The organism is Lysinibacillus telephonicus (assembly GCF_003966145.1).
Taxonomy (GTDB): domain Bacteria; phylum Bacillota; class Bacilli; order Bacillales_A; family Planococcaceae; genus Ureibacillus; species Ureibacillus telephonicus.
Window position 1 is genome coordinate 30,672 of record NZ_RXNR01000020.1, and the last position, 24,130, is coordinate 54,801.

The 24,130-nt window shown below is 35.6% G+C and carries 21 protein-coding genes, 1 riboswitch and 1 other annotated feature; of the genes, 4 read left to right on the plus strand and 17 right to left on the minus strand.

Translation table 11 applies throughout. The annotated features are described in order from the left end of the window. Window positions 1–17 precede the first annotated feature (17 nt). From EKG35_RS08950 to EKG35_RS09005, 12 genes are all read right to left on the minus strand, one after another. On the minus strand, window positions 18–428 hold the full coding sequence (locus tag EKG35_RS08950) for a MerR family transcriptional regulator (RefSeq protein ID WP_126294105.1): 411 nt from the start codon (window positions 426–428) through the stop codon (window positions 18–20). 214 nt (window positions 429–642) lie between these two features. Continuing rightward, on the minus strand, window positions 643–1,089 hold the full coding sequence (locus EKG35_RS08955; protein ID WP_126294106.1) for a GNAT family N-acetyltransferase: 447 nt from the start codon (window positions 1,087–1,089) through the stop codon (window positions 643–645). Between the two features lie 101 nt (window positions 1,090–1,190). Continuing rightward, window positions 1,191–1,421, minus strand: coding sequence for a hypothetical protein (locus tag EKG35_RS08960; RefSeq protein WP_126294107.1), 231 nt, complete (start codon window positions 1,419–1,421; stop codon window positions 1,191–1,193). Window positions 1,422–1,551: 130 nt separating this feature from the next. Beyond that, window positions 1,552–2,319 (minus strand): sulfite exporter TauE/SafE family protein, encoded by a 768-nt coding sequence (locus EKG35_RS08965; RefSeq protein WP_126294108.1) that lies wholly within the window; start codon window positions 2,317–2,319, stop codon window positions 1,552–1,554. 415 nt (window positions 2,320–2,734) lie between these two features. Next, complete coding sequence (locus EKG35_RS08970) at window positions 2,735–3,334, minus strand: NAD(P)-binding protein (protein ID WP_126294109.1); 600 nt, start codon at window positions 3,332–3,334, stop codon at window positions 2,735–2,737. 57 nt (window positions 3,335–3,391) lie between these two features. Beyond that, window positions 3,392–5,113: an assimilatory sulfite reductase (NADPH) hemoprotein subunit gene (gene cysI / locus EKG35_RS08975; protein WP_126294110.1), complete on the minus strand. Its 1,722-nt coding sequence runs from the start codon at window positions 5,111–5,113 to the stop codon at window positions 3,392–3,394. Window positions 5,114–5,126: 13 nt separating this feature from the next. Then, window positions 5,127–6,938 carry an assimilatory sulfite reductase (NADPH) flavoprotein subunit gene (locus tag EKG35_RS08980; RefSeq protein ID WP_126294111.1) on the minus strand — a complete coding sequence of 604 codons (1,812 nt, stop codon included), beginning with the start codon at window positions 6,936–6,938 and terminating at the stop codon, window positions 5,127–5,129. A 20-nt stretch (window positions 6,939–6,958) separates the two neighbouring features. After that, window positions 6,959–7,105: a YezD family protein gene (locus tag EKG35_RS08985; protein WP_126294112.1), complete on the minus strand. Its 147-nt coding sequence runs from the start codon at window positions 7,103–7,105 to the stop codon at window positions 6,959–6,961. Beyond that, on the minus strand, window positions 7,098–7,853 hold the full coding sequence (locus EKG35_RS08990; protein WP_126294113.1) for a sirohydrochlorin chelatase: 756 nt from the start codon (window positions 7,851–7,853) through the stop codon (window positions 7,098–7,100). Before EKG35_RS08990 ends, EKG35_RS08985 begins: the two co-directional genes overlap by 8 nt. 19 nt (window positions 7,854–7,872) lie before the next feature. After that, window positions 7,873–8,643: a uroporphyrinogen-III C-methyltransferase gene (gene cobA / locus EKG35_RS08995; RefSeq protein ID WP_126294114.1), complete on the minus strand. Its 771-nt coding sequence runs from the start codon at window positions 8,641–8,643 to the stop codon at window positions 7,873–7,875. Between the two features lie 618 nt (window positions 8,644–9,261). Further along, window positions 9,262–11,676: a leucine--tRNA ligase gene (gene leuS / locus EKG35_RS09000; RefSeq protein ID WP_126294115.1), complete on the minus strand. Its 2,415-nt coding sequence runs from the start codon at window positions 11,674–11,676 to the stop codon at window positions 9,262–9,264. Between the two features lie 155 nt (window positions 11,677–11,831). Next, window positions 11,832–12,046, minus strand: a binding site (T-box leader). Window positions 12,047–12,142: 96 nt separating this feature from the next. Further along, window positions 12,143–13,330: an MDR family MFS transporter gene (locus tag EKG35_RS09005; RefSeq protein WP_126294116.1), complete on the minus strand. Its 1,188-nt coding sequence runs from the start codon at window positions 13,328–13,330 to the stop codon at window positions 12,143–12,145. A 359-nt stretch (window positions 13,331–13,689) separates the two neighbouring features. Between EKG35_RS09005 and mnmL the strand changes: the two genes are divergently transcribed. Together mnmL and mnmM are read left to right on the plus strand one after the other, a co-directional pair. Then, on the plus strand, window positions 13,690–14,652 hold the full coding sequence (gene mnmL / locus EKG35_RS09010; RefSeq protein ID WP_126294117.1) for a tRNA modification radical SAM protein MnmL/YtqA: 963 nt from the start codon (window positions 13,690–13,692) through the stop codon (window positions 14,650–14,652). Window positions 14,653–14,678: 26 nt separating this feature from the next. Next, window positions 14,679–15,257: a tRNA 5-(aminomethyl)-2-thiouridylate-methyltransferase MnmM gene (mnmM, locus tag EKG35_RS09015; RefSeq protein ID WP_126294118.1), complete on the plus strand. Its 579-nt coding sequence runs from the start codon at window positions 14,679–14,681 to the stop codon at window positions 15,255–15,257. A 91-nt stretch (window positions 15,258–15,348) separates the two neighbouring features. Here mnmM and EKG35_RS09020 read toward each other — a convergent pair whose 3' ends face one another. Then, window positions 15,349–16,803, minus strand: coding sequence for an alanine/glycine:cation symporter family protein (locus EKG35_RS09020; RefSeq protein WP_126294141.1), 1,455 nt, complete (start codon window positions 16,801–16,803; stop codon window positions 15,349–15,351). A gap of 253 nt (window positions 16,804–17,056) precedes the next feature. Next, window positions 17,057–17,860 carry an alpha/beta hydrolase gene (locus tag EKG35_RS09025; protein WP_126294119.1) on the minus strand — a complete coding sequence of 268 codons (804 nt, stop codon included), beginning with the start codon at window positions 17,858–17,860 and terminating at the stop codon, window positions 17,057–17,059. Between the two features lie 117 nt (window positions 17,861–17,977). Between EKG35_RS09025 and EKG35_RS09030 the strand changes: the two genes are divergently transcribed. Next, window positions 17,978–18,490, plus strand: coding sequence for a gamma carbonic anhydrase (locus EKG35_RS09030; RefSeq protein WP_126294120.1), 513 nt, complete (start codon window positions 17,978–17,980; stop codon window positions 18,488–18,490). Window positions 18,491–18,803: 313 nt separating this feature from the next. Here EKG35_RS09030 and metK read toward each other — a convergent pair whose 3' ends face one another. Beyond that, the gene (gene metK, locus EKG35_RS09035) at window positions 18,804–20,000 is read right to left on the minus strand and encodes a methionine adenosyltransferase (RefSeq protein ID WP_126294121.1); all 1,197 of its coding nucleotides are present in this window, start codon (window positions 19,998–20,000) and stop codon (window positions 18,804–18,806) included. 247 nt (window positions 20,001–20,247) lie between these two features. After that, a riboswitch (SAM riboswitch) is annotated at window positions 20,248–20,358 on the minus strand. Window positions 20,359–20,556: 198 nt separating this feature from the next. Between metK and pckA the strand changes: the two genes are divergently transcribed. After that, complete coding sequence (gene pckA / locus EKG35_RS09040) at window positions 20,557–22,143, plus strand: phosphoenolpyruvate carboxykinase (ATP) (protein WP_126294122.1); 1,587 nt, start codon at window positions 20,557–20,559, stop codon at window positions 22,141–22,143. A 314-nt stretch (window positions 22,144–22,457) separates the two neighbouring features. On the opposite strand, the gene EKG35_RS09045 is transcribed toward pckA, so the two are convergent. Together EKG35_RS09045 and EKG35_RS09050 are read right to left on the minus strand one after the other, a co-directional pair. After that, window positions 22,458–23,786: a cytosine permease gene (locus EKG35_RS09045; RefSeq protein WP_400194848.1), complete on the minus strand. Its 1,329-nt coding sequence runs from the start codon at window positions 23,784–23,786 to the stop codon at window positions 22,458–22,460. A 19-nt stretch (window positions 23,787–23,805) separates the two neighbouring features. Beyond that, window positions 23,806–24,117 (minus strand): cupin domain-containing protein, encoded by a 312-nt coding sequence (locus EKG35_RS09050; protein WP_126294124.1) that lies wholly within the window; start codon window positions 24,115–24,117, stop codon window positions 23,806–23,808. Window positions 24,118–24,130: the final 13 nt, after the last annotated feature.

A 24,130-nucleotide genomic window follows, 5' to 3' on the forward strand; every position in this document is an offset into this window, starting at 1 on the left:
AAGTAAGACTTCACCTCCTAGGTTATAAGTAATAATAAAGATTGCATTAATGCAACACTTTCTTTTGATACATTATTTTTAATCGTAGTTTGTGTTGTTTGCTCTTGTTGCTTCATTTGTTCAAGTAATGTAGTAACTTCATTTTGTAGAGTTTGCATGTGTAAACGAAGCTCTTGAATATCAATTTCTTCATATTGATGCTCTTTTTCAAATGAATTTTTAATGTCTTTTAAACTCATTCCACTTGATTTCATCTCTTCAATTTTATAAAGTCGCTCAATGGCATCTGACTTGTAATACCGGTAATTAGAAGTAGAACGTTCAGCTTTTAAAAGACCAAGGTTTGTATAATAGTCAATTGTTCGCTTTGTAATTCCTGTAATTTCAGCCAATTCACCAATTCTTAATTTCTCGACCCCATTGTTCATACCTCCAAACCATCACGTGATACTTTTATTATATGTGAAGCCCATATTAAAAATCAATTATTCTCAAATTCTAAAAAGATAAACTATGTAAATTTAAGTACAAAATATGACGAAGTATTAATAAAAGCTTCGTTAAACCTTTATAAACGAATTCATAACGTTAACCTTTACTTAAAATATTTTTACTGAATAGCGATATTTCTACAGAGTATGTTCAAGTTAAATTTTTTCTTATAACAACCCTATCCTCATTTACTACATAGTCATTTTTTAAATAAAACGCTTCTGCAAGTCCTCCAGTGGCTGTTAATAAATAAAGGCTTTGCACTCCTCTATCCCTTAACTCTTGTTCTAGATAACGAAGCAGCTTTGAACCATAACCTTTGCCTTGAATCTGATTATTAATACACAATTCAGCTAAATAAAAAGTTAATCCTGAAAAGGATCGTTTACAATTCCCAGCAATGAATCCAATTAAATCGTCGTTATCATATAGTATAAAACCAAGAAATTTTGGTGTTTGTATTAAATCCGAAAGTCTTTCTTTTGCATCTTGGTGTGTCCAACTTTCATTCCAAGGTTCACTATTAAAAACATGAATATATAGTTCGCTGCATTGTTCTAAATTTTTAGTTGTAATTGGTACAAATTTTTCACCCATATTAACTGCTCCTGTCCACAATGTTTTGTAAATTTGATTAGATGTTTTTCATAAAAAGTTTTTGCGTTGTTCGAATAACGCCTTAGGTTACATCAAAAAGATTATAAAGGTTTTATTCTACTTTTTAATTTTAAAGTACAAGACAGTACAATAAATATTATTAGAGTATTTGCTGCCAATAACCAACCATCAAAAAACAAATGGTTTACACCTAAATCAAATAGTTGGAAAAACGATATTGTTTCTTCGCCTTTATATTGAATCCATTTAAAAGGAATTCCAAAAATAAATGCTATTACGAAACTGACTAAAATATATTTATTCCTTGTCATCTTATCCCCCACTTTATATACACCATATTTTAACATATTAATTTTGTTATTATATTAGACACTTTCTTTAATAATCTACACCTGTTTGTACTAAAAAAGACGCATTTGTATAAACACGTCTGTTTTTTTATTATAAAATATCAATCCATATTTTAACGGCTGTTCCTAGTATTAAAATAGCTAAAATACCTTGCAATGTCTTCGTGTTCATTTTTTGGCTGATTTTTGCACCTAGAGGAGCTGCGATCATTCCAGCGATAATTACAATAATTGCAGGGAGATATTCTACTTGCCCTGTTACAATTTTACCGAATGAGCCAGCAAGGGAAGAAATAAACGTAATTGCCAAACTTGAAGCGATTGTTATTCTTGTGGGGATGTGAAGAATTAATAACATGCTTGGAATTAATAAAAATCCTCCTCCTGCACCTACTATACCAGAACCTATTCCAATAAAGAATGCAAGTATAGCTGCAAGCGGTTTGTTATATGTTACATTGTCTAAATCAATTTGTTTTTTCGGTATAAACATCATAATTGCTGCTAATAACGCTAAAATTCCATATACAGTATTTACTTGAGTTTCCGTTAAATGCTCTGATTCCAGGGAGCCAATTAATGTACCGATTAAGACAAATAAACCCATCACGGTAATTAGTGATTTATTTAAATACCCTCCCTTGCGGAAAGTAAGCACACCAGCTATCGATACGAATAAAACATCGAGGGCACTTATTCCAGAAACCTCATGTGCTGTTAACGCTTGAAATCCAAATAATGGCGGTATCATAAGCAGCATAGGGTATTTAACAATAGCACCACCGATTCCAAGCATTCCAGATAGAAATGAACCGACGAATCCTATTATGAAAAGGAGCACCATATAATATAAATCCATGTTGTTTCCTTCTTTCTAAGTTGTAAAACTAAAGATAGTTGTTCCACATTGACATAATTCATCCCCATACTCTAGCATCGACTTTAAATGCTAATGTCATTAAAACCATACCTTACTATAAACGTAATTTTAAATGAAAGAAATTGTTCCGTACTATTCTTTTACATAATCTCAATAAAAAACTTATATTATTTACAATTAACAAACAACATAGTTGGTTGATATAACCTGCATTTAAGCAGCCCAAATTGATGAAAAAACTTCCTTACTTAACGAATAAAAAAAGAAGTTGTTCAGAAGTGAATTTCTGAAACAACCCCTCTTATAATTTAAAATAGGCATGAAAAAGACCGTTCCAAATAAGTTTTTTGGACGATCTCTCTTTTTTATCTCTTTTATTAATATATAAGTGAATCTAGTTAATATTTTCAAGAAAACGTTCCCGTTCGACTTCATTTTTACGATAAAAGTCATACATTATTTCATTCAATAAATAATTTTTTCTTTCTTCATCGTGTACAGTTTCTTTAATTTTTTTACGTGCTTTAAGTAAAAATCTTAAATAGTCCTCATAACCATCATCAAAAACTTCTATTAAATCCCGCTTAATTTTCCTCGCTAACGTAGGACTTGCCCCTTCTGTTGAGATGGCAATTTTCAATTCTCCGCGTTCTACAACTGCCATATTATAAAAATCACTTGTTTCTGGTGCATCGACAACATTTATCAGTTGTCCTTCCGAGCAGCTTTTTTTCACCAACTCATTCACGCTTCGGTTATTCGTTGCAGCGATTACTAAAAAAGCATCTTTAGTATCTTCTTGTTTAAATGTACGATTAATCCATTGAATTTGTCCATTTAAGACATAATTATGTAGAGTGTCTGTTATTGTGGGACTTACAACGCATACATTTGCATTTTGCTCTAGCAACTTATCAATTTTTTGTGTTGCCACTTTTCCCCCACCGACGATTAAAACTCGTTTTTGTTCAATTTTTAACATAATTGGATACATCTATATTCTCTCCTTAAGCGAAAAAAGGCTGCAATAAAGCAACCTTTAATCTTCTTATTATGCTCGATTATGGAAATAACGCCCATCCGTTACTGCTTCCACATACTCAGTACGAATAACGAAATCACCAAAGTGTTCACCATCTAATCGTTCTTTAGCATAATGTTCAATAATCGGACGAAGGGATGCTAAAATTTCTTCTTCTCCTATGTTCTCTTTATAAATTTTATTTAATCGTGAGCCTGTATGACTAGCACCAAGATATAAATTATACTTGCCTGGACCTTTTCCGATAAAACCTATTTCCCCCATAGCCGCACGGGAGCAGCCGTTAGGACAGCCAGACATACGAATTGTAATATCTTGATCATGCAAGCCATTGTCATCTATAATCGCTTCAATTTTTTCTAGCAAAGATGGTAAATAACGCTCTGCTTCTGCCATCGCTAATCCACATGTTGGTAATGCTACACAAGCAATTGAGTTGCGGCGAAGAGCAGAGTAGTTATCACTATCTGTTAAATGATATTTTTGAATAATTTCATCAATAGCCTTCTTAGATCGAGATCCGACGTTTGCAATTACTACATTTTGGTTTCCAGTAAAACGGAATTCACCTTTATGAATTAGTGCAATCTCACGCAAGGCCGTTTTTAATGGATAATTATCAAAGTCTTTTACACGGCCATTTTGAATAAATAAAGTGAAATGATATTTTCCGTCCTCGCCTTTAATCCAACCGTATCGATCTCCAGTATGCTTAAATTCGTATGGTCTAGCCTCTTCAAATTCATAACCTAAACGATTTTCAATCTCTTTTTTTACATTTTCCAACCCTAAGCGATCTACTGTATATTTAAAACGCGCATTTTTGCGGACGGAACGATTGCCATAGTCACGTTGTACTGTCATAATTTTCTCGCATACATCGACAACTTTGTCTTTGGAAATATAACCAATTAAACGAGCTAATTGAGGGTAAGTTGCTGTATCACCGTGCGTCATTCCCATTCCGCCGCCAATCGCAACGTTAAATCCTATTAATTCATTATTTTCCACCACTGCAATTAAACCAATATCTTGTGAAAACACATCCGTATCGTTGGCAGGTGGAATTGCCATGCCGATTTTAAACTTTCGAGGTAAATAAAGAGAGCCGTAAATTGGTTCTTGTTCTTCTTGTGTGTCTACAACTTTTTCTTTATCTAACCAAATTTCATAATAAGCATTTGTACGCGGCAATAAATGTTCACTTATTTTAGATGATAATTCAAAAATTTCTTGATGCAAATTTGATTGATATGGATTTGCATTACACATTACATTACGGTTTACGTCACCACAAGCTGCAATTGTATCAAATAAAACACTATTCAGTTCCTGCATATGTTTCTTCATATTCCATTTTAAAATACCGTGGAATTGAATGGTTTGCCGTGTAGTTATTTTAAATGACTGATTGCCGTACTTATCAGACAACTCATCAAGTTTAAGCCATTGTTTTGGTGTTGCTACCCCACCTGGCATTCGTACGCGCACCATAAATTGATAGGCAGGCTCTAATCTTTTACGTTCACGCTCTAATCGTTGATCACGGTCATCCTGTAAGTAACTTCCGTGGAATTTCATCAAACGATTATCCCAATCCGGAATGCCCGAGCTAAGCTCCTCCTGCATAGTTTCTGCTAATGACCCCCGCAAGTAATTACTTTCCGCTTTTATCTCCTCTACATCACTAGGTTTACCTTCTTGAGGTGGTAATACAATTTTCCCTACCATGGTTACTTCCCCCTTAATAGACGTCCCGCTGATATCGCTTCTGTTTTTGTAAATTCTCTAAATATTCTTGTGCCTCTTGTTGTGATTTGTTGCCCTGCTGTGAAATAATATCTAGCAATGTATTTTGAACATCGTCAGCCATATTATCTTTATCACCACAAACATAAACAACCGCACCTTGCTCCAACCATTCATAAATTTCAGCCGCATGCTCCTGCATCTTGTGCTGTACATAAACTTTTTCATCACGATCTCTAGAGAACGCTACGTCTAGCTTTGTTAATACACCATTTTTCAACCAACCTTGCCACTCTGTTTGATAAAGGAAATCAGTTACAAAGTGCTGGTCTCCAAAAAATAACCATGATTTTCCTTGAGCTCCCCGTTCCTCACGCTCCTGAATAAATGAACGGAAAGGTGCTACTCCTGTACCAGGTCCTATCATAATAATTGGTTTATCATCTTCAGGTAATTTAAAGTTAGGATTATGCTGAACATAAACACGTATTTTATCGCCTATTTCTAGTTGATCGGCAACATATGTTGAACATACACCTAAACGTTGACGATTATCGACTTCATATCGAACAGCACCAATTGTGACATGCACCTCATCTGGATAGGCACTTTGGCTGCTTGAAATAGAATATTGTCTCGCCGGTAATTTACGCAATAGATTAACAAAGCTTTGCGGATCCCATGAGAAAGGACCAAAAGCTTCTACAACATCAAGCAGATCACGGCCATGTATAAATTGCTTTAACGCTTCTTTGTTTAGCAGTAGTTCTTGGAATTCTTTATTAGTTGTAAATTGCGCTATTTTTTCCATTAAAGGTTTTGACAACACTGTAATCTCAAGCAAATCTGTTAATGCTTCTTTTAATGATAATGAGATATCTCCAACGTTAATCTTAGCCTGTTCCTCGAAACCTAAAGCACTAATTAAAGAAGCAACAAGATTCTCATTATTTGTAGGATAAATTGCTAAACTATCACCAGGTTCATAGGATAGTCCCGAATTTTCTAGAGAAATTTCTAAATGAATCGTTTCTTTGTTTGAACCTCTGCCATTTAAATTAATCTTTTCTAGAATTTCAGCATGAAATGGATTTTTTCGGGAATATTCAGTTGTTGGAGCTGCTACTGTTGGCGCAGCCTCTTCTTTATATAATTCTTGTACTGCACCATCCTCTTTAAGCTTTTCTTTTACTAATTCAAACCATTTCGCTGCCGGCTCATCAAAATCTAAATCGCAATCAATACGTTCAACAATACGCTTAGCACCTAGTTTTTCAAGCTGTTCATCAAAATCCTTTCCTGTTTTGCAGAAATATTCATATGAACTATCTCCCAATGCAAGCACCGCATATTTTACATGCTCTAATTTTGGTGCACGTTTTCCATATAAAAAGCTATGAAAAGCGATTGCGTTATCAGGTGGGTCTCCCTCTCCATGAGTACTCGCTACAATGAGTAGATGATCTAGTTTTTTTAGAGCATTCGTTTTAAAATCATTCATCGAAGAAACACTTACTTCGAATCCTAAATTTCGTAATTGTTCACCATATTTTTTTGCTAGTCCTTGTGCCGTACCGGTTTGGGAAGCATATAAAATCGTTATTTGTTTTACAGCTGTCGGACTAGACGCAACAGGAGCTGTATTAAAACTAATTTCCTTTTGTGCTTCGATTCCTTGTAAAGATGCAGTTGCACTTAAATAACCTGTTAACCAAATTTTTTGCTGTGATGTTAGGTTAGCTAATACTTCATTTAATTGCTTTACTTGTTCTTCACTAAAAGGACTATTTATTACTTCTAGCTTCAATACTTACACCTCATCTTCAATTATTTTAATCGAATTTTTTCATTTTTTTCGATTTGTACAACGACATTATCTTGAACGATTAAAGTGATGGAACCATAATTCATTGTGCTAATTAGTTTTTTTAAACTTTCAATTGCCTGTTCAAAATTTTGTTGCTTTTTATCCATTACAAACTTCCCCCTTTACGATTAAAACTTGATTAACTCGCTCAATTAACACTTGGCGTACATTTTCGTCATATCCCAAACATTCACAAAGAACCACTTTATTTTGTAGAAAACTATGTTGTGCTATTTTTTTTTGAATTCCAATTTTTAAAAACCCTGTAAATAGAATATATGGAATTATATATGTTTGATTTTTTTGCTCGATGTTTAGCTGATTTAATGCTGATTCAAATGACGGACCTTTTCCATATAAAAAACAGATATCAACATTTGCGTAGTTATATTTTCGTTTAAGGTAATTTGCAATTTGTTGGAAATCAGCATGAACACATGGATCACTGCTTCCACGCCCAATTAGCAAAATGTCTGTTTCTTCACTTAGCGATGTACTTTTTTCTAAAACTCGATCATGTAAGCTGTTAATTAGCTTTTCATGTATCCCGAAAGGCTTTCCAAACGAAAATGTAACAAACGGATATAGTTGTTTTGCTTTGTTAATTTCTTGTGGTATATCCTGTTTAGCGTGGTTTGCTGTCAATAACAGGATTGGAATAACAGCAATATTAGTTGCTCCTCTATCAATGCACGCCGCAACTCCTTCTAAAATTGATGGCTTTGCTAGTTCTAGGAAACAAATTTCTTGAATATCGACATCAATATGAGGTTTTACTGTCTCAATAAATTGAACCGCTTCTTCGACACCAGCTTTTACACGGCTTCCATGGGCAACATATAATACTGCTTGCATTCTTCGCAACCTACCTTCTTCAAACCGAAATCTCTTGTAAAATTTGATTTGATTGCTCAAACCATGCAATTTTTTCATGCATTTTTACAACTTCACCGATAATAATCATACTTGGATTTTGAATTTTTTCTTTATGAGCAATGTCCACAATCGTACTTAAAGTTCCTACAATTGTTCTCTGTTGCTTTGTTGTACCCCAATGGATTAATGCCACGGGTGTTTGTGGATCACGTTTATATTTTAGAAGCTGCTCTGTAATATAGGGTAAATTTCCAACACCCATATAAATTGCTAATGTATCAACAGATTCAGCTAATCCCTTCCAATGAATGTCATCTTCCTTGCCTTCACGCATATGGCCAGTGACAATAGCAAAGCTTGAGCCAAAATGACGATGTGTAACAGGTATGCCTGCATAAGCAGGAGCTGCAATTCCAGCAGTAATACCTGGTACAACTTCAAAGGAAATCCCTGCCTCTACTAATACTTCTGCTTCTTCAGCTCCTCTGCCAAAAACAAATGGATCTCCACCCTTTAATCTTGTTACAATTTTCCCTTGATTCGCATTTTCTACTAATAATTGGTGAATTCGATCCTGGATAACGCCATGTAATTTCGGCAGCTTCCCTACAAAAATCAATTCAGCATTCGGTTTTGCGTATTCTAGCAGCTCTTTATTAATAAGTCGGTCATACAAAATAACATCTGCTTGTTGAATACATTTCAATCCTTTTACTGTAATTAAATCCACATCTCCTGGACCTGCCCCAACAATATAAACTTTTCCCATCTCGAATCCCCCTGGTGTAATTTCCATTTTCTAAAAACTCCAAATGTTTATTTTATAATAAACAATACAATTCTTATTGGTCAACTATGTTTTTAAAGTTTAAGAGAATTCTGTATATAAATAGTCCATATATACCGCGGCATCAAGGAAGCTAATCATAGGCTATATACTCATTAATGGAATTCACGCCAAAAATTCTATTGCTCTTAAAACATTAAAATTAACAAAACCCAAGCTGATTAAAAATATTACATAAATCAAGTTAATTAACCTTTCAGTTTCTGTCATTTCCAGTACATTAGATTAATGTCTAAGAAGCCTTTGTACTTCCATTACCTCTATCCCACTCCTTTAACTGACAAAAAGCCCCAATAAACTCTTTGAATCATTCAAAACTTAAATAGCTTTGAGATAAATTCAATAAGAGTTTATTGGGGCCTCTAGTTTTCTAGTCAGCACATTTAATTCTTAGTAATCTGATAAAAATAATATAATTCTAGGTAATATAAGTCAATACCCTTTTCAAAATATTTCTATAAATTAAACTAAAAAGTAAATTGCAAATAAAAAACTGTCTCAAAATATGATATCATCATCATTTTGAGACAGCTATATACCTTATTTCACAACAATATTTACAAGTTTTCCTGGAACAGCAATTACTTTAACAATTTGTTTTCCATCTGTAAATTCTTTTACTTTTTCATCAGCTTGTGCAATTTGCTCAAGCTGTTCTTTCGATGCATCTTTAGCAATTTTTACTTTTGAACGCAATTTACCGTTTACTTGGACAATTACTTCAATTTCATCATCTACTAATTTTGATTCATCGTAGGTTGGCCATGCTTCATATGCAATTGTTTCTGAATGTCCAAGAATTTCCCAAAGCTCCTCTGCAACATGTGGTGCAATTGGAGCAAGTAATTTCACAAATCCTTCTGCATATTCTGTCGGAACCGTTTCTGCTTTATAGCAATCGTTAATAAATACCATCATTTGAGAAATTGCAGTATTAAAGCGAAGATGCTCGAAATCCTCTGTTACTTTTTTCACTGTTTGATGATAGGATTTTTCAAGCGTTGTATCTGTAGTATTCTTCACTTTTTCAGCTAAAGTTCCTTCATCTGTTGTAAATAATCGCCAAATACGATCTAGGAAGCGACGTGCTCCATCAAGACCATTTGTAGACCAAGCAACAGAAGCATCAAGTGGTCCCATAAACATTTCATATAGTCTTAATGTATCAGCACCATGACTATTAACAATGTCATCAGGGTTTACAACATTCCCTTTTGATTTTGACATCTTTTCATTGCCCTCACCTAAAATCATTCCTTGATTGAATAATTTTTGGAATGGTTCTTTCGTATGAACAACGCCTAAATCATAAAGGACTTTGTGCCAGAAGCGAGCGTAAAGCAAATGAAGTACTGCATGTTCTGCTCCCCCAATATAAATATCTACTGGCAGCCATCGTTTTAACAATTCTGGATCTGCAATTGCTTGTGAATTGTTCGGATCAATATAGCGTAGGAAGTACCAGCTTGAACCTGCCCATTGCGGCATTGTATTTGTTTCACGGCGACCCTTTTTGCCTGTAACTGGATCAACAACATTAACCCATTCTTCAATGTTTGCAAGTGGTGATTCACCTGTACCAGAAGGGCGGATATTAGATGTTTTCGGTAGTACTAATGGCAGCTCCTCTTCAGGTACCGTCGTCATCGTACCGTCTTCCCAATGAATAACTGGAATTGGTTCACCCCAGTAACGTTGACGAGAGAATAGCCAGTCACGTAAGCGATAAGAAATTTTCTTTTCACCTACGCCATTTTTTTCAAGCCATTCAATTGCTTTTGCAATTGCTTCAGCTTTTCCTAAGCCATTTAAGAAATCTGAATTGATATGTGGACCGTCACCAGTAAACGCTTCCTTTTCAATATCGCCGCCCTCTAAAACGGCTTTTATAGGTAAACCGAATTCCTTAGCAAATTCATAGTCGCGTTCATCATGAGCTGGAACTGCCATAATAGCACCAGTTCCATATGAAGCAAGTACATAGTCTGCAATCCATACAGGTATCTTTGCGCCGTTAATTGGATTTACAGCATATGCTCCTGTAAATACACCTGTTTTTTCTTTTGCTAAATCTGTACGCTCTAAGTCAGATTTTAATTTAACTTTTTCAAGATATGCGTCAACAGCTTCCTGCTGCTCTGCAGTTGTAATTCGAGCTACTAATTTATGTTCAGGCGCTAGTACACAGTATGTTGCACCAAAAAGTGTATCAGGACGAGTAGTAAACACTTTAAATGATTCATTTGTCCCGTCAACTGTAAACGTAACCTCCGCCCCTTCTGATCGTCCAATCCAGTTGCGCTGCATATCTTTAATTGATTCTGGCCAATCCACTTCTTCTAAGTCATCTATTAAACGATCTGCATAAGCTGTAATTTTCAGCATCCATTGTTTCATAGGACGGCGCTCTACAGGATGTCCGCCACGTTCTGATTTTCCATCAATTACTTCTTCATTAGCAAGAACTGTACCAAGAGCTGGACACCAGTTTACAGGTACTTCATCAACATATGCTAAACCTTTTTTATATAATTGAATAAAAATCCATTGTGTCCATTTATAATAATTTGGATCTGTTGTATTAATTTCACGATCCCAATCATAAGAAAAACCTAATTCTTGAATTTGTCGTTTAAACGTTGCAATATTCTTTGCTGTAAACTCAGCAGGGTCATTGCCAGTGTCTAGAGCGTATTGTTCAGCTGGTAGACCAAATGCATCCCAACCCATTGGATGTAGAACGTTATAGCCCTGCATACGTTTATAGCGAGATAAAATATCTGTAGCAGTATAACCTTCTGGATGGCCAACGTGTAATCCAGCTCCAGATGGATAAGGGAACATATCTAGTGCATAAAATTTAGGCTTTGATTCGTCATTTGTCGTTTTAAATGTGTTATTATCTGCCCAATATTGTTGCCACTTTTTTTCAATTGTTTGATGATTAAAGCTCATTGGATTCTCTCTCCTCCTTATTTTGTAACAAGCATGCTGAAAGCGACATGAAGGAACGTTAAATTAGTAAAAAGCTGTCTATGAAGTAGATTATCCTAATAACGGTAAAATTAACAAAATATTTAAAAAATAAAAAATCCCGTCCCATTCCAATAAGAAGGGACGAGAGATATTTGTAAACTCCCGCGGTACCACCCAAATTAGTGACACATCACTCAGCTCAATTCCTTAACGCGGCATACGGTTTTAGTTACTGTGGTTCACTAAAACTGACTCCAAGGCGAGTTCGATTCGTCTACTTGCTAGCTTACACCAACCGCTAGCTCTCTTAAAAGCTTCAAAATCTACTATTCCTTCTCTTAGTCGTCCATATTATTAATGCATTAATTTTAATGGAAAAATTTAAAATATACAAGTCCCTTGTAAATAGAACTCGTATTTCCTATATCTTTTTATACTGCTATATCTAATTAATTTCATTATATTGCTCTTTTTCTTTTTTTAATGGGCTATCATAAAGTAAACACGGTACAATAGAAATAATAAACATCGCGCACAAAATAAGCATTAAAACATTCATACTATAAAAATCCACAATCATTCCGCCAAATAACGGTCCAATCATTCTACCGATTGCCCCAATACTATTGACAATCCCTTGGTAAGAACCATCTTTGCCTTTTGGAGCTAACATACTGGCGATTGTTGGTACTGCTGGCCAAACAAAAATTTCCCCAATTGTTAAAATCATCATAGCAACTGCAAACATTTTAAAATTATTTGCAAAAATTATTACGATAAAGGATACCATCATAACAGACATACCGAACACTAATTGTGCTTTAATCTGCTTTTCATACTTTTGTACAATGGGACTAATGATAGGTTGAAGAATGATAATTAACAAACCATTAATTGTCCAAAGTAAACTATATTCCTTCAGACTTATACCTAGTTGTTGAATATGAGTCGAAAGTGTAGTGGACCATTGAGAATAAGCAATCCATGCTAATAAGAAACCGCCACTTAGTATAAGCAATGAATATAAACTAGCCTTTGATGAGTTATCATTAACGATTTTTTCTCGATTCTTTTCATTCTCTTTATTTGGAACCATGCGGCGATAACTAAAAGCTGCTATTATAAGAAATATTACATACAAACCTAAGTTTGATACAAATAAATAATCAAAGCTCTTTTCAGCTATCGGGCCTCCTAAAGCAGGACCAACTGCAACTCCCAAATTTTGAGCTAGGTAAATTGCGTTAAATCCTTTTCTTCCACCCTCAGGCCACACCGAGCCGACTAGAGCAAACATTACGGGGATAACGATTCCGCTGCCAAAACCCATTATAGTTAAAAACCAAACATAATGTGGCCAGCCGTGCCAAAAAGTAATCCCTATTAATGACGCAACTGTAATTAAAATTCCAAACATGATGGATTTATATCCACCAAATTTATCAAATAAATAGCCTCCAACCAAATTACCTAAGACAGTTCCACCAGCGTTAATCATTAAAACTAGTCCTGCGATTGATAAAGATTGCCCTAAATGATCATGCATGTAAATAGTATTTAATGGCCACAATAGTGAGCTGCCTGTAATATTGATAAATGTCCCAATGACTAAAAGCCATACTTTCTTGGGCATACTCTACTCCTCCATAAAGTGAATCTTCCATAAGTGTTTTTTGACTTGCAAGAGTGCTAGTGACAATACCAACTTAGCACTTTTACCGGTGTTAAACTACCCACCATTGATTAGTGAAATAAATCGGACTTTTACGGTGAGTTAATCTCCAACTTTTACCGTCTTGTTCTTCGATAATCTGAAGTGGGGGTCTTATCCACTGTAAGAGTGGATTAAAGATTAATCACAAAATATAATAGTATTCTTCTTTCAATTTAAGTACAAGAGAAAGATTTAAGAAAAGTGGACAATGAATAAATCAAACAAAAATGCATAATGCAAAATCACATGTTAGAATAATCGTTAGAGGAGTGAAACAAATGTCAGAACAACAATTTCCTTTCCCATCCGATGGGAAACGTTATTATACATGGAATCGCTATTTGCGAGACGAATTTGGAAAAAAGGTTTATAAAGTGGCTCTTGATGCTGGTTTCGATTGTCCTAACCGGGATGGCACAGTTGCATTCGGAGGCTGTACATTTTGTAGTGCTGCCGGCAGCGGGGACTTTGCAGGAGATCGCGTAGACCCGATACCTGTTCAATTCGAAAAAATAAAAGAAAAAATGGAACATAAATGGAAGGATGGCTTAACAATGGCCTATTTCCAAGCATATACAAATACACATGCCCCACTTCCTGTACTAAAAGAAAAATTTGAAGCGGCACTCGCTTGTGAAGGAGTTATGGGGTTAAGCATCGCGACTCGCCCCGACTGTTTACCAGACGATGTCGTTGAATATTTAGCGGAATTAAATGAACGCACATATCTATGGGTGGAGCTTGGTCTTCAAACTGTACATGAAAAAACAGCGAATTTAATCAACCGTGCTCATGACTATGCAACATATGTTGAAGGCGTTGAAAAACTTCGCAAGCACAATATTCGTGTATGTACTCACATTATTAACGGCCTTCCCTTAGAAGATTATGACATGATGATGGAGACTGCTAGAGAGGTTGCTAAACTCGATGTACAAGGTATTAAGATTCATCTTCTACATCTATTAAAAGGAACTCCATTAGTAAAACAATACGAAAAAGGAATGTTAGAGTTTCTTGAAAAAGATCAATATATTAACCTAGTTGCAGATCAATTAGAAGTAATCCCACCAGAGATGATTGTCCACCGCATCACAGGCGACGGGCCAATTGATTTAATGATTGGGCCTATGTGGAGCGTGAATAAATGGGAAGTATTAAATGGAATAGATGCGGAGCTTGAAAGACGAGGCAGCTGGCAAGGTAAACTATATGTTCAATCAGCAAAAATTACTGATTGAATATTTGATAGAGTGGAAGTGAAAAAATGAAGCTACAACGGGTTTTACAATATGCACAATACCTCCTATCTTCTTCTATCGAAAAAGGTGAGATAGCAGTAGATGCAACTGCTGGCAATGGCCATGACACATTATTTCTTGCTCAATTAGTTGGAGAAACGGGACATGTCTATTCCTTTGATGTTCAGCAACTAGCAGTGGATACTACCATAAAGCGGTTAACAGAACATGGTGTTTTAGATCGTGCAGATGTAATTTTAGATGGCCATCAACATATTTCTAAATATATTCATAACGAAATAGCAGGGGCTATCTTTAACCTTGGGTATTTGCCTGGTTCTGACCATCAAGTTGTCACCAAGGGGAATACTACTATTCAAGCAATCGAACAACTGCTGAATCTATTAAAAATTGGTGGAATAATTGTTCTTGTTGTTTATCATGGTCATGAAGGTGGAAAAGCTGAGCGCGATGAAATAATGAACTTTGTCAGCTCGTTGCCACAAAAATATGTACATGTACTTCGATATGAATTTATTAATCAAAGAAATGATCCACCTTTTGTAATCGCATTGGAAAAAGTTAAGGAATTTCCTAAACAATAATGAAGGTGCCTTCCTAAAAGTAATTAAGGAAGGCACCTTTTGTATTAAAATAGAGGACTGCCCCTTTTCAGGACTGCCCTCATATTTTAGATTATTTTTTTTCTTTATTATAAGAATCCCAAAAATCAGCATTTTTTATTCCTAGTTTTTTAGGTTCAAATATTGGGTCTTTTCCTTCTTTTACTTGTTGCTCGTAATCTTTCAAGGCAACTAATGCTGGCTTCATCAAGATTAATATGGCGATAATATTAACCCATACCATTAACCCAAGCCCTAAGTCACCAAATTTCCAAGCCAAGTCTGAAGTACGTACAGCACCATAGAAAGTAGATATAATTAATACAAATTTTAAAATCCAAGTAACAATTCCTTCCGTATTACCTGAGAAAAGATATGCTACATTTGTCTCAGCAATATAGTAATATGCCATAATTGTTGTGAAAGCAAAGAAGAATAAGGCAATCGCAACAAATGCTGAACCAAAGTTATTAAATGCAGGGAATGCGGCATTTACAGCCAATTGGGTAAACTCAGAATACGTAGCACCAGCTACATTTTCCACTATCAATTCACCTTCAGCACTGCCAACATTTGTATTATATGTACCCATGAATAAGATCATTAATGCTGTAGCTGAACAAACTAGTAATGTATCAATGTAAATTGAAGCAGCCTGTACTAAACCTTGCTTAGCAGGATGGGATACTTCAGCTGCTGCTGCAGAGTGAGGACCTGTACCTTGACCTGCTTCGTTTGAGTAGACAGCACGTTTTACACCCCATGCAATAGCTGCACCAATCATACCGCCAAATGTTGCGTCTGCATTAAAAGCACTTCGAATGATAAGACCTAAAACCTCTGGTACTTGAGAAATATTCATAATAATTACAATAGCTGCTAATAAAATATAAGCGACTGCCATAAATGGAACGATAATTTGCGCTGCATTTGCAATACGTTTTACTCCACCTAAAATTATAAATGCTAGGATTGCGATAACTATAACACCTGTAATCCACGGTTCAATATTAAATGCATTGTTAACTGCACTTGAAATAGCATTTGATTGTACACCAGGCATTAGAATTGCAACCGCTAAAATCGCTGAAATTGCAAATACTACACCAAACCAACGTTGACCAGTACCTTTTTCAATATAAAAAGCTGGCCCCCCACGATATACACCGTTCTTCTTTTCCTTATAGATTTGAGCTAAAGTTGATTCAATATAAGCTGTTGAAGCACCGATAAAAGCTGTTATCCACATCCAGAACACTGCACCTGGACCTCCAAAGGCAATCGCAGTCGCTGTTCCGACAATGTTACCAGTACCAACACGCCCCGATAATGCCATGGACATCGCTTGGAAAGAAGATACACCCGCTTCTGATTTTTCTCCAGTAAACATTAGAACAATCATATCTTTAATTCTTCTAACCTGTACAAACTTTGTTAGGATTGAAAACAATAGACCTACCACTAAAATCCCATAAATCATTACTGGACCCCAAAGCAAATCATTTAACCACGTGACAATGCTATCAATCATAAATCTACCCCTTGTCTTGTATTATTTTTGGAAAATCTCTAACTATCGGAATATTTTTTATATTACATAAATTACTAGTCCCGTTCAAGCTAAATTTTGTTTTTATGTATAAAATTAGAATAGGTGCTTTTATTATCGAAATCTTCCGAATATTACAATACCTATTCTCCCGTGATCAATATTATTACTTATGAACTAAAAAAATAAAACTATCCAAATATAATTTAGGATAGTTTTATTAATCAAAATATCAATTTACTATATAACCAAGAGATCGAATGACATTATTTATAAAATCTCTTTTATAGATAAATACTTCTTCACGTTCATTATCATGAAATAAATTATGGTGGCTATTTGTCCATTCTTTATATTGCATTTCAGATGTCCCTTGATTCATAAGCCATTTTTTTGCAGCTAACGGATCTGTTATTTTATCCTGTTTTGCTGTCATTAATAAAATTGGAAGTGTTAAATGGCTCTCCTGTTCTGCTGTAATATTTTTTGTTAATTGCTGAACATCTTTATACCATCTAACTGTTACATTAGAATGATATGGGATGCTATCGTTGATTTCGTTATAGCCTTCCATATTTCCCGTTAACATTTTTTTATCGAATTCTAGTGAGATTTTTTTACTTGAAGCTATTGTCCCTAAGCTAGTAATTGCATTCGTAAGTAAATTCGTATTCTTTTTTAAGTGTAGCCAAGGAGATGTTAATATTAACCCCGCACACTCTATTGACTTTTTCTTTAAAAATTCAATTGCTAGTGTTCCTCCAAGCCCCTGACCGATAACAAATACAGGCAGCTCATATGCCACTGCATTTTGCATTAAATGTTTAATATATACTAAATATTTGTTTATTGATTCATCATGTACTCTCGAATATTTCGAATCCTCCCCATGCCCAGGCAAATCTCCCATAACTACGTGATGGCCTTCCACCCGTAATTTTTCAATTAGCCAAGCATACCAACGATGATGTTCAAATGCACTATGTATAATAACAACGACAGCTTTTGCTTGTCCTTCTGCTTCCCATTTCCACATAATTTACCCTCCTACCTGACACTTGAAAAATGGGCATTAATACCACTTTAATTTTCATTTATTAAACTTATTTGATACGATATTTATATATAATACTTAGAAATGAGGAGATTTTCGATGATTTACCCTTTTAAAAATAAAAATCCTAAAATAGACCCATCTGTTTTTATAGCGGATAATGCCGTAATCACTGGTGATGTCATAATAGGGGAAGAAAGTACAATTTGGTTCAATACTGTCATTCGAGGGGATGTAGCACCTACAATAATCGGAAAACGTTGCAGCATTCAAGATTTAAGTTGTTTACATCAAAGTCCAAATAACTCTTTAATTATAGAAGATGAAGTAACTGTTGGCCACCAGGTCACTTTACATGGTTGCGTTATTAGAAAGCGAGCTTTAATAGGTATGGGCTCTATTATTTTAGATGGGGCGGAAATTGGTGAAGGTGCGTTTATCGGTGCTGGAAGCTTAGTCCCTCCTGGCAAAAAAATTCCCCCTAATTCTTTGGCGATTGGGCGACCTGCAAAAGTAGTTCGTGAAATTACGAGCGAGGATCGTGAAGATATGGATCGAATCATTCGTGAATATGTGGAAAAAGGTCAATATTATAAATCACTTCAAAAATAACCATATTAAGAAAAGCGGCAGCGACCTGATTAGCCCCGACAGCGCTGGCTGGCAAAAATGCTATTAGTTGATTTTCGGCACTTGCACATCTATATGCGGCGGTGGACCCGAATCGAAAGCGTCCTTCCAGCATTCGACCAAAGCGGTGGGCGCTGGAACCAAACACTGCTTCATATTTTATACTTTATATTAATATAGAAGAAAAAAATGCAGGTAAAATTAATTTTCTACCTGCATCTTCATTTATTTCAATTTCCCTACAAAAAGTTGGTAGTTTATCAATAGAACAAAGCCTAAGAATTCTAGAAAAAAACTATAGCCCTGCTCTTTCTCTTAACTTTTCAGCAATATCTGTATTTTCCCATGGTACATCTAAATCTGTTCGGCCAAAATGTCCATAAGCTGCTGTTTGTCTGTAAATTGGTCGGCGTAAATCAAGCATTTTAATAATGCCTGCTGGACGCAAGTCGAATAGTTCACTTACCCATTCAACTAATTTACTTTCTGCAACTTTACCTGTTCCGAATGTATCGATTGAAATAGACACTGGGCGAGCGACACCAATAGCATAAGCTAGTTGGACCTCAGCACGTTCAGCAAGACCAGCAGCAACGATATTTTTAGCAACGTATCTAGCTGCGTATGCGGCAGAACGGTCCACTTTTGTTGGATCCTTGCCTGAGAATGCACCACCACCATGGCGTGCATAACCACCATAAGTATCTACAATAATTTTTCGTCCCGTAAGACCTGCATCTCCTTTAGGCCCTCCGATTACAAAGCGACCTGTTGGATTAATGAAAAACTTAGTTTTTTCATCTATTAACTCAGAAGGTACAACTTCGCGAATAACTTTTTCCTTTAAATCTTCTTGAATTTGCTCTAATGATACATCTTCGTCATGTTGTGTGGAAATAACAATTGTATCAATACGTTTTGGATGGTTGTCCTCATCATATTCAACTGTTACTTGTGTTTTGCCATCTGGACGTAAATATGCAATTTCTTTAGATTTACGAACTTCCGTTAATCTTTTTGATAATTTATGAGCAAGGCTGATTGGTAAAGGCATTAATTCAGGAGTTTCGTTACAAGCATACCCAAACATTAATCCTTGGTCTCCTGCACCAATAGCTTCAATGTCCTCATCTGACATTGATCCTTCACGTGCCTCTAATGCTTGGTCAACTCCCTGGGCTATGTCAGGTGACTGTTCCCCAATCGCCGTAAGAACAGCTAAATTTTCAGCATCGAAGCCATATTTTCCACGAGTATAGCCGATGTCAGCCACAGTATTTCTAACAACGCTTTGAATATCAACGTATGTAGAAGTTGTTATTTCACCCGCAACAAGCACTAATCCAGTTGTAACTGTTGTTTCGCATGCTACACGTGCATTTGGATCTTCTGTTAAAATTGCATCTAAGATTGCATCGGAAATTTGGTCACAAATTTTATCCGGATGCCCTTCTGTTACACTTTCTGATGTAAACAGTCGACGGTTTGTCATTTGGTTTCCTCCTAATTATCTTAACGAGACAGTTTCTCGATTTTGATACGGTACTCATTACCCATGTTAAGTCCGCTTATCAATAGGACTCCAAGCCGTTGCTGCTTTTTAACACGAGGATTTAGAAAGGCACATAAAAATAGGTAGAATTACTATCAATTTTCATTGTGTTCTATATTGAAAAAAAAAATTCCTCACTCACGTTTATTTACATGAGTAAAAGGAATTGTCGTTTCATTACCTTTCACTCTTATCGTTCAAGGGTATGTCCCTTGCATCAGGTTGGCACCATCGCATTATAAAATGCAGGTTGCCGGGCTTCATAGGGCCTTGACCCTCCACCAGCTCGGGATAAGAGTATCCGTTCATCTCAACATGTTACGTAATGTAAGAGCTGTTGTCAAACCTTTTTTCTCTATTTCTTAAAATGTTTAAAAATTAAAAAATAATTTATTCATTAGTATAGATTATTTAATTCAATGTGTTATACTATTTTTGATATATAAACAACCTCCCGTCAGAGTGGGAATACTTAAAAAAGGATGGTATTTAATCGATGAATTCAGTAGAAATTGCAAACGAACTGAAGGAATTATTAAACGGTGGTAATGTTAAAGTTCAACTTTCAGTACCACAATTAGTGGAAAAATCTACTTCCCGCGGAGAAGCTATTTTAACTGTTGATGGTGCTATCGTTGCTGAAACAGGTAAATATACAGGCCGTTCTCCTAAAGATAAATATATTGTAACTGAAGAGAGCACAAAAGACAAAATCGACTGGGGTAATGTAAACCGCCCGATTTCTGCTGAAGTGTTTGATAACCTTTATGTAAAAGTTGTAAACTATCTAAAAGAAAAAGATGAACTTTATGTATTTAAAGGCTTTGCCGGCGCAGATAAAGATTCACAGCTTTCTATTCAAGTTGTGAACGAATATGCTTGGCACAATCTATTCTGTCATCAATTATTCATCCGTCCAACTGAAGAAGAATTAGCTTCTCATGTTGCAGAATTTACTATCGTATCAGCACCAAACTTTAAAGCAGATCCTGCAATCGATGGCACAGCTTCTGAAACATTCATTATTGTATCATTAGAAAAGAAAATCATTTTAATCGGTGGAACTGAATATGCTGGTGAAATGAAAAAATCTATCTTCGGTATTATGAACTACTTACTGCCGGAAAACGGAATTTTCCCTATGCATTGCTCTGCAAACGTAGGTGAAGCTGGAGATGTAGCTTTATTCTTCGGTTTATCTGGTACTGGTAAAACAACCCTATCTGCTGACGCGAATCGTAAATTAATTGGTGATGATGAGCATGGTTGGTCTGATAGCGGTGTGTTCAATATTGAAGGTGGCTGCTATGCAAAAACAGTTAATCTATCACGTGAAAAAGAACCAGAAATTTATAATGCAATTCGTTTCGGAACAGTGTTAGAAAATGTTGTTGTAGACCCAGAATCTCGCATTCCTAATTATGATGATATTTCATTAACTGAAAATACGCGTGCAGCATATCCAATTCACTATATTGATAACATTGTTACGTCTTCTGTTGCAGGTCACCCAAAAACAATCGTATTTTTAACTGCTGATGCTTTTGGTGTGCTACCTCCAATCAGCAAATTAACAAAAGAACAAGCAATGTACCACTTCTTAAACGGTTTCACTTCAAAATTAGCAGGTACAGAGCGTGGAGTTACATCACCTGAACCAGTATTCTCTACTTGCTTCGGTTCACCATTCTTACCACTTCCAGCAACTCTGTATGCTGAGATGTTAGGGCAAAAAATTGATGAACATGGTTCACAAGTATTCTTAGTAAACACTGGTTGGACTGGTGGGGAATATGGTGTTGGCAGTCGTATGAAGCTTTCTTATACTCGTGCAATGGTACGTGCTGCTATCGATGGTAAGTTTAACAATGTAGAAACTACTCAAGATGCAATCTTTGGCTTACACATCCCAACGGCAATCGAGGGTGTACCAAGTGAAGTATTAAATCCTCGTGCTGCTTGGTCAGATAAAGATGCATACGATCAAAAAGCTCAATACCTAGCAGATTTATTTAAAGAAAACTTTAAAAAATTCGCCAACGTTTCTGAAGATATCCTGAAAAAAGGTGGACCTTTAGTTTAATTCAAAGTTAGACATATCCTATTTAAGTTTATATCATAGATAACAAAAGAAAATAGCTCCTATTTACTTGAGCTGTTTTCTAGGAGTATAGAAAAGTCAATTTTGACTTTTCTATACTTTTTTTCTATAAACATTAATACTGTCTGATAAGCATAGCGGCAAGTACAGTGCAGTATTAAAGCGTTTGTCAACATCTGGGCAAATTCTCATAATTACATGAGCAATCTGCTTTTTATTTTTATAAAAAAAAACGGGCTCAAAATGTGAAGCCCGCTCCTTAAATGATACAATTTTACAGTGCAACTTATAAAATGTTATTCAGTAAACAAATCTGGTGCTACTTTCTTTTTGATTTTCATTGCGACTAAGTATGCAGCCATTGAAGCTAGTAGAGATTGAATAGCCGGCAGTCCCATTGGATTAATATATTGAGTATAATAGCCAACGATTACCGAAATAACTACTGCTATTGTTGCCATCCAGTTCCAGCCCGGAATTTCAACCCACTTTTGTTTGCGTATAAAGAAGAAGTCAGAAAATAAAACGCCAGCAATTGCAGGGTATAATAAAGCAGTTAAGTACAGGAAGTCCTCAAAGTAATCTAGGATTCCTAAAATTGCAATGATGATCGCAATTATTGTACCTATTAAAGTTAAAACTGCACGTCCTTTACTTGAACTAATATTTAACACATTTGCAAGGGCTAAGCCCATACTGTAATTATTTACAATTTGTGAAGTCCATGTAGCTAACCATAAAATTAAAAAGCCCCAGATAGGAAACCCTAAATTCATCATTACATTTACTATATCGGCATCACCAACGCCTACAGACATAATCGCCCCAACAATAAACAATGGGAAGCCAACAACCACAATTCCACTAGGTATTAACAAATTATCTTTCCACGTTGGTTTAGCATAACGAGTATAGTCAGAAGCAATTACCCATTGAGAAACGTTTACACCTATTACAAGGCTAATAGCAGCTGCAATTGTCATTGTCGGCTCAGGATTCCAATTAGCTATTGTTGACCAACCAATATTTTTTAATGATAAGTAAATCCCACCAATAATTAATATCAACCCTGCTGGTACTGCTAAATAGTCTGTCCATTTCATTGAGTTATAGCCAATTATTGAAGGTAAAGCAAACAGTAAACCAGCAATTACAGTTATTAAAACCCAGCTCCAATATTGTGTTGTATAATCAATGCCAAACATGGCCGAAATTGCGTTCCCTGCAACTGCTGTTTGTAGTGCCCACCAGCCGAGAGATACGACAAATATCGTTAACCCTACAATAACGCGTGCTTGAGTAGTGCCGAAGCTTGTTTTCGCTATAACAGATGAAGATCTACCCGTTTTCGCACCAATATAACCCGCAACAGTATTGCCAACCCATTGAAAAACAAAAAGCGCTATTATTAAAATTAAAAGGATTTTTGATAAACCAAAGCTCGCTGCTAATGAAGCACCGACCATTAATACTGGAATTGTAAATTCTAATCCTCCAAAAATCATCGCTGGTGTAAGCCAATGTTGTCGATCTTTTAGCGGAATTTCAGTCAGAGCAGGATCATTACTTAGAAATTTTATTTCCTCTTCTTGTCCTAAACGTGTAGAATCTTCAACTTTATTCAATAAAAATTCCTCCATTCATTTATTTTACAAGGGCATAGACTAATTGAACCGGTTCATTGCCTTCGTTTACACACCAATGTTGTTCGCCAGCTGGAATTATTGACGCTTCCCCAGCTTTGATAGAATAAGGGACCCCCCCTGATTCACCACTAAGAGTTCCTTTCATAATATAAGAAAATTCGTTTTCCTCATGGCTCGTTAAACCTTCATTTGGCAGTCTTTCACCTGGTTGAATCGTTGCAATGCCAAATCGTACACAAGTATTTTCAAAGCTTTTGTTAAATAAATCTTCTACAGTTCCAGATATTTCAATATTTTTCTGAATTTCCATTATTAATAACCTC

Excerpts from the sequence above, each read along its gene's own strand:
- EKG35_RS08950 (WP_126294105.1), bottom strand. The coding sequence starts at position 428 with ATGAACAATGGGGTCGAGAAATTAAGAATTGGTGAATTGGCTGAAATT.
- EKG35_RS08955 (WP_126294106.1), bottom strand. The coding sequence starts at position 1,089 with ATGGGTGAAAAATTTGTACCAATTACAACTAAAAATTTAGAACAATGC.
- EKG35_RS08960 (WP_126294107.1), bottom strand. The coding sequence starts at position 1,421 with ATGACAAGGAATAAATATATTTTAGTCAGTTTCGTAATAGCATTTATT.
- EKG35_RS08965 (WP_126294108.1), bottom strand. The coding sequence starts at position 2,319 with ATGGATTTATATTATATGGTGCTCCTTTTCATAATAGGATTCGTCGGT.
- EKG35_RS08970 (WP_126294109.1), bottom strand. The coding sequence starts at position 3,334 with ATGTATCCAATTATGTTAAAAATTGAACAAAAACGAGTTTTAATCGTC.
- cysI (WP_126294110.1), bottom strand. The coding sequence starts at position 5,113 with ATGGTAGGGAAAATTGTATTACCACCTCAAGAAGGTAAACCTAGTGAT.
- EKG35_RS08985 (WP_126294112.1), bottom strand. The coding sequence starts at position 7,105 with ATGGATAAAAAGCAACAAAATTTTGAACAGGCAATTGAAAGTTTAAAA.
- EKG35_RS08990 (WP_126294113.1), bottom strand. The coding sequence starts at position 7,853 with ATGCAAGCAGTATTATATGTTGCCCATGGAAGCCGTGTAAAAGCTGGT.
- cobA (WP_126294114.1), bottom strand. The coding sequence starts at position 8,643 with ATGGGAAAAGTTTATATTGTTGGGGCAGGTCCAGGAGATGTGGATTTA.
- leuS (WP_126294115.1), bottom strand. The coding sequence starts at position 11,676 with ATGAGCTTTAATCATCAAACAATTGAAAAAAAGTGGCAACAATATTGG.
- EKG35_RS09005 (WP_126294116.1), bottom strand. The coding sequence starts at position 13,330 with ATGCCCAAGAAAGTATGGCTTTTAGTCATTGGGACATTTATCAATATT.
- mnmL (WP_126294117.1), top strand. The coding sequence starts at position 13,690 with ATGTCAGAACAACAATTTCCTTTCCCATCCGATGGGAAACGTTATTAT.
- mnmM (WP_126294118.1), top strand. The coding sequence starts at position 14,679 with ATGAAGCTACAACGGGTTTTACAATATGCACAATACCTCCTATCTTCT.
- EKG35_RS09025 (WP_126294119.1), bottom strand. The coding sequence starts at position 17,860 with ATGTGGAAATGGGAAGCAGAAGGACAAGCAAAAGCTGTCGTTGTTATT.
- EKG35_RS09030 (WP_126294120.1), top strand. The coding sequence starts at position 17,978 with ATGATTTACCCTTTTAAAAATAAAAATCCTAAAATAGACCCATCTGTT.
- metK (WP_126294121.1), bottom strand. The coding sequence starts at position 20,000 with ATGACAAACCGTCGACTGTTTACATCAGAAAGTGTAACAGAAGGGCAT.
- pckA (WP_126294122.1), top strand. The coding sequence starts at position 20,557 with ATGAATTCAGTAGAAATTGCAAACGAACTGAAGGAATTATTAAACGGT.
- EKG35_RS09050 (WP_126294124.1), bottom strand. The coding sequence starts at position 24,117 with ATGGAAATTCAGAAAAATATTGAAATATCTGGAACTGTAGAAGATTTA.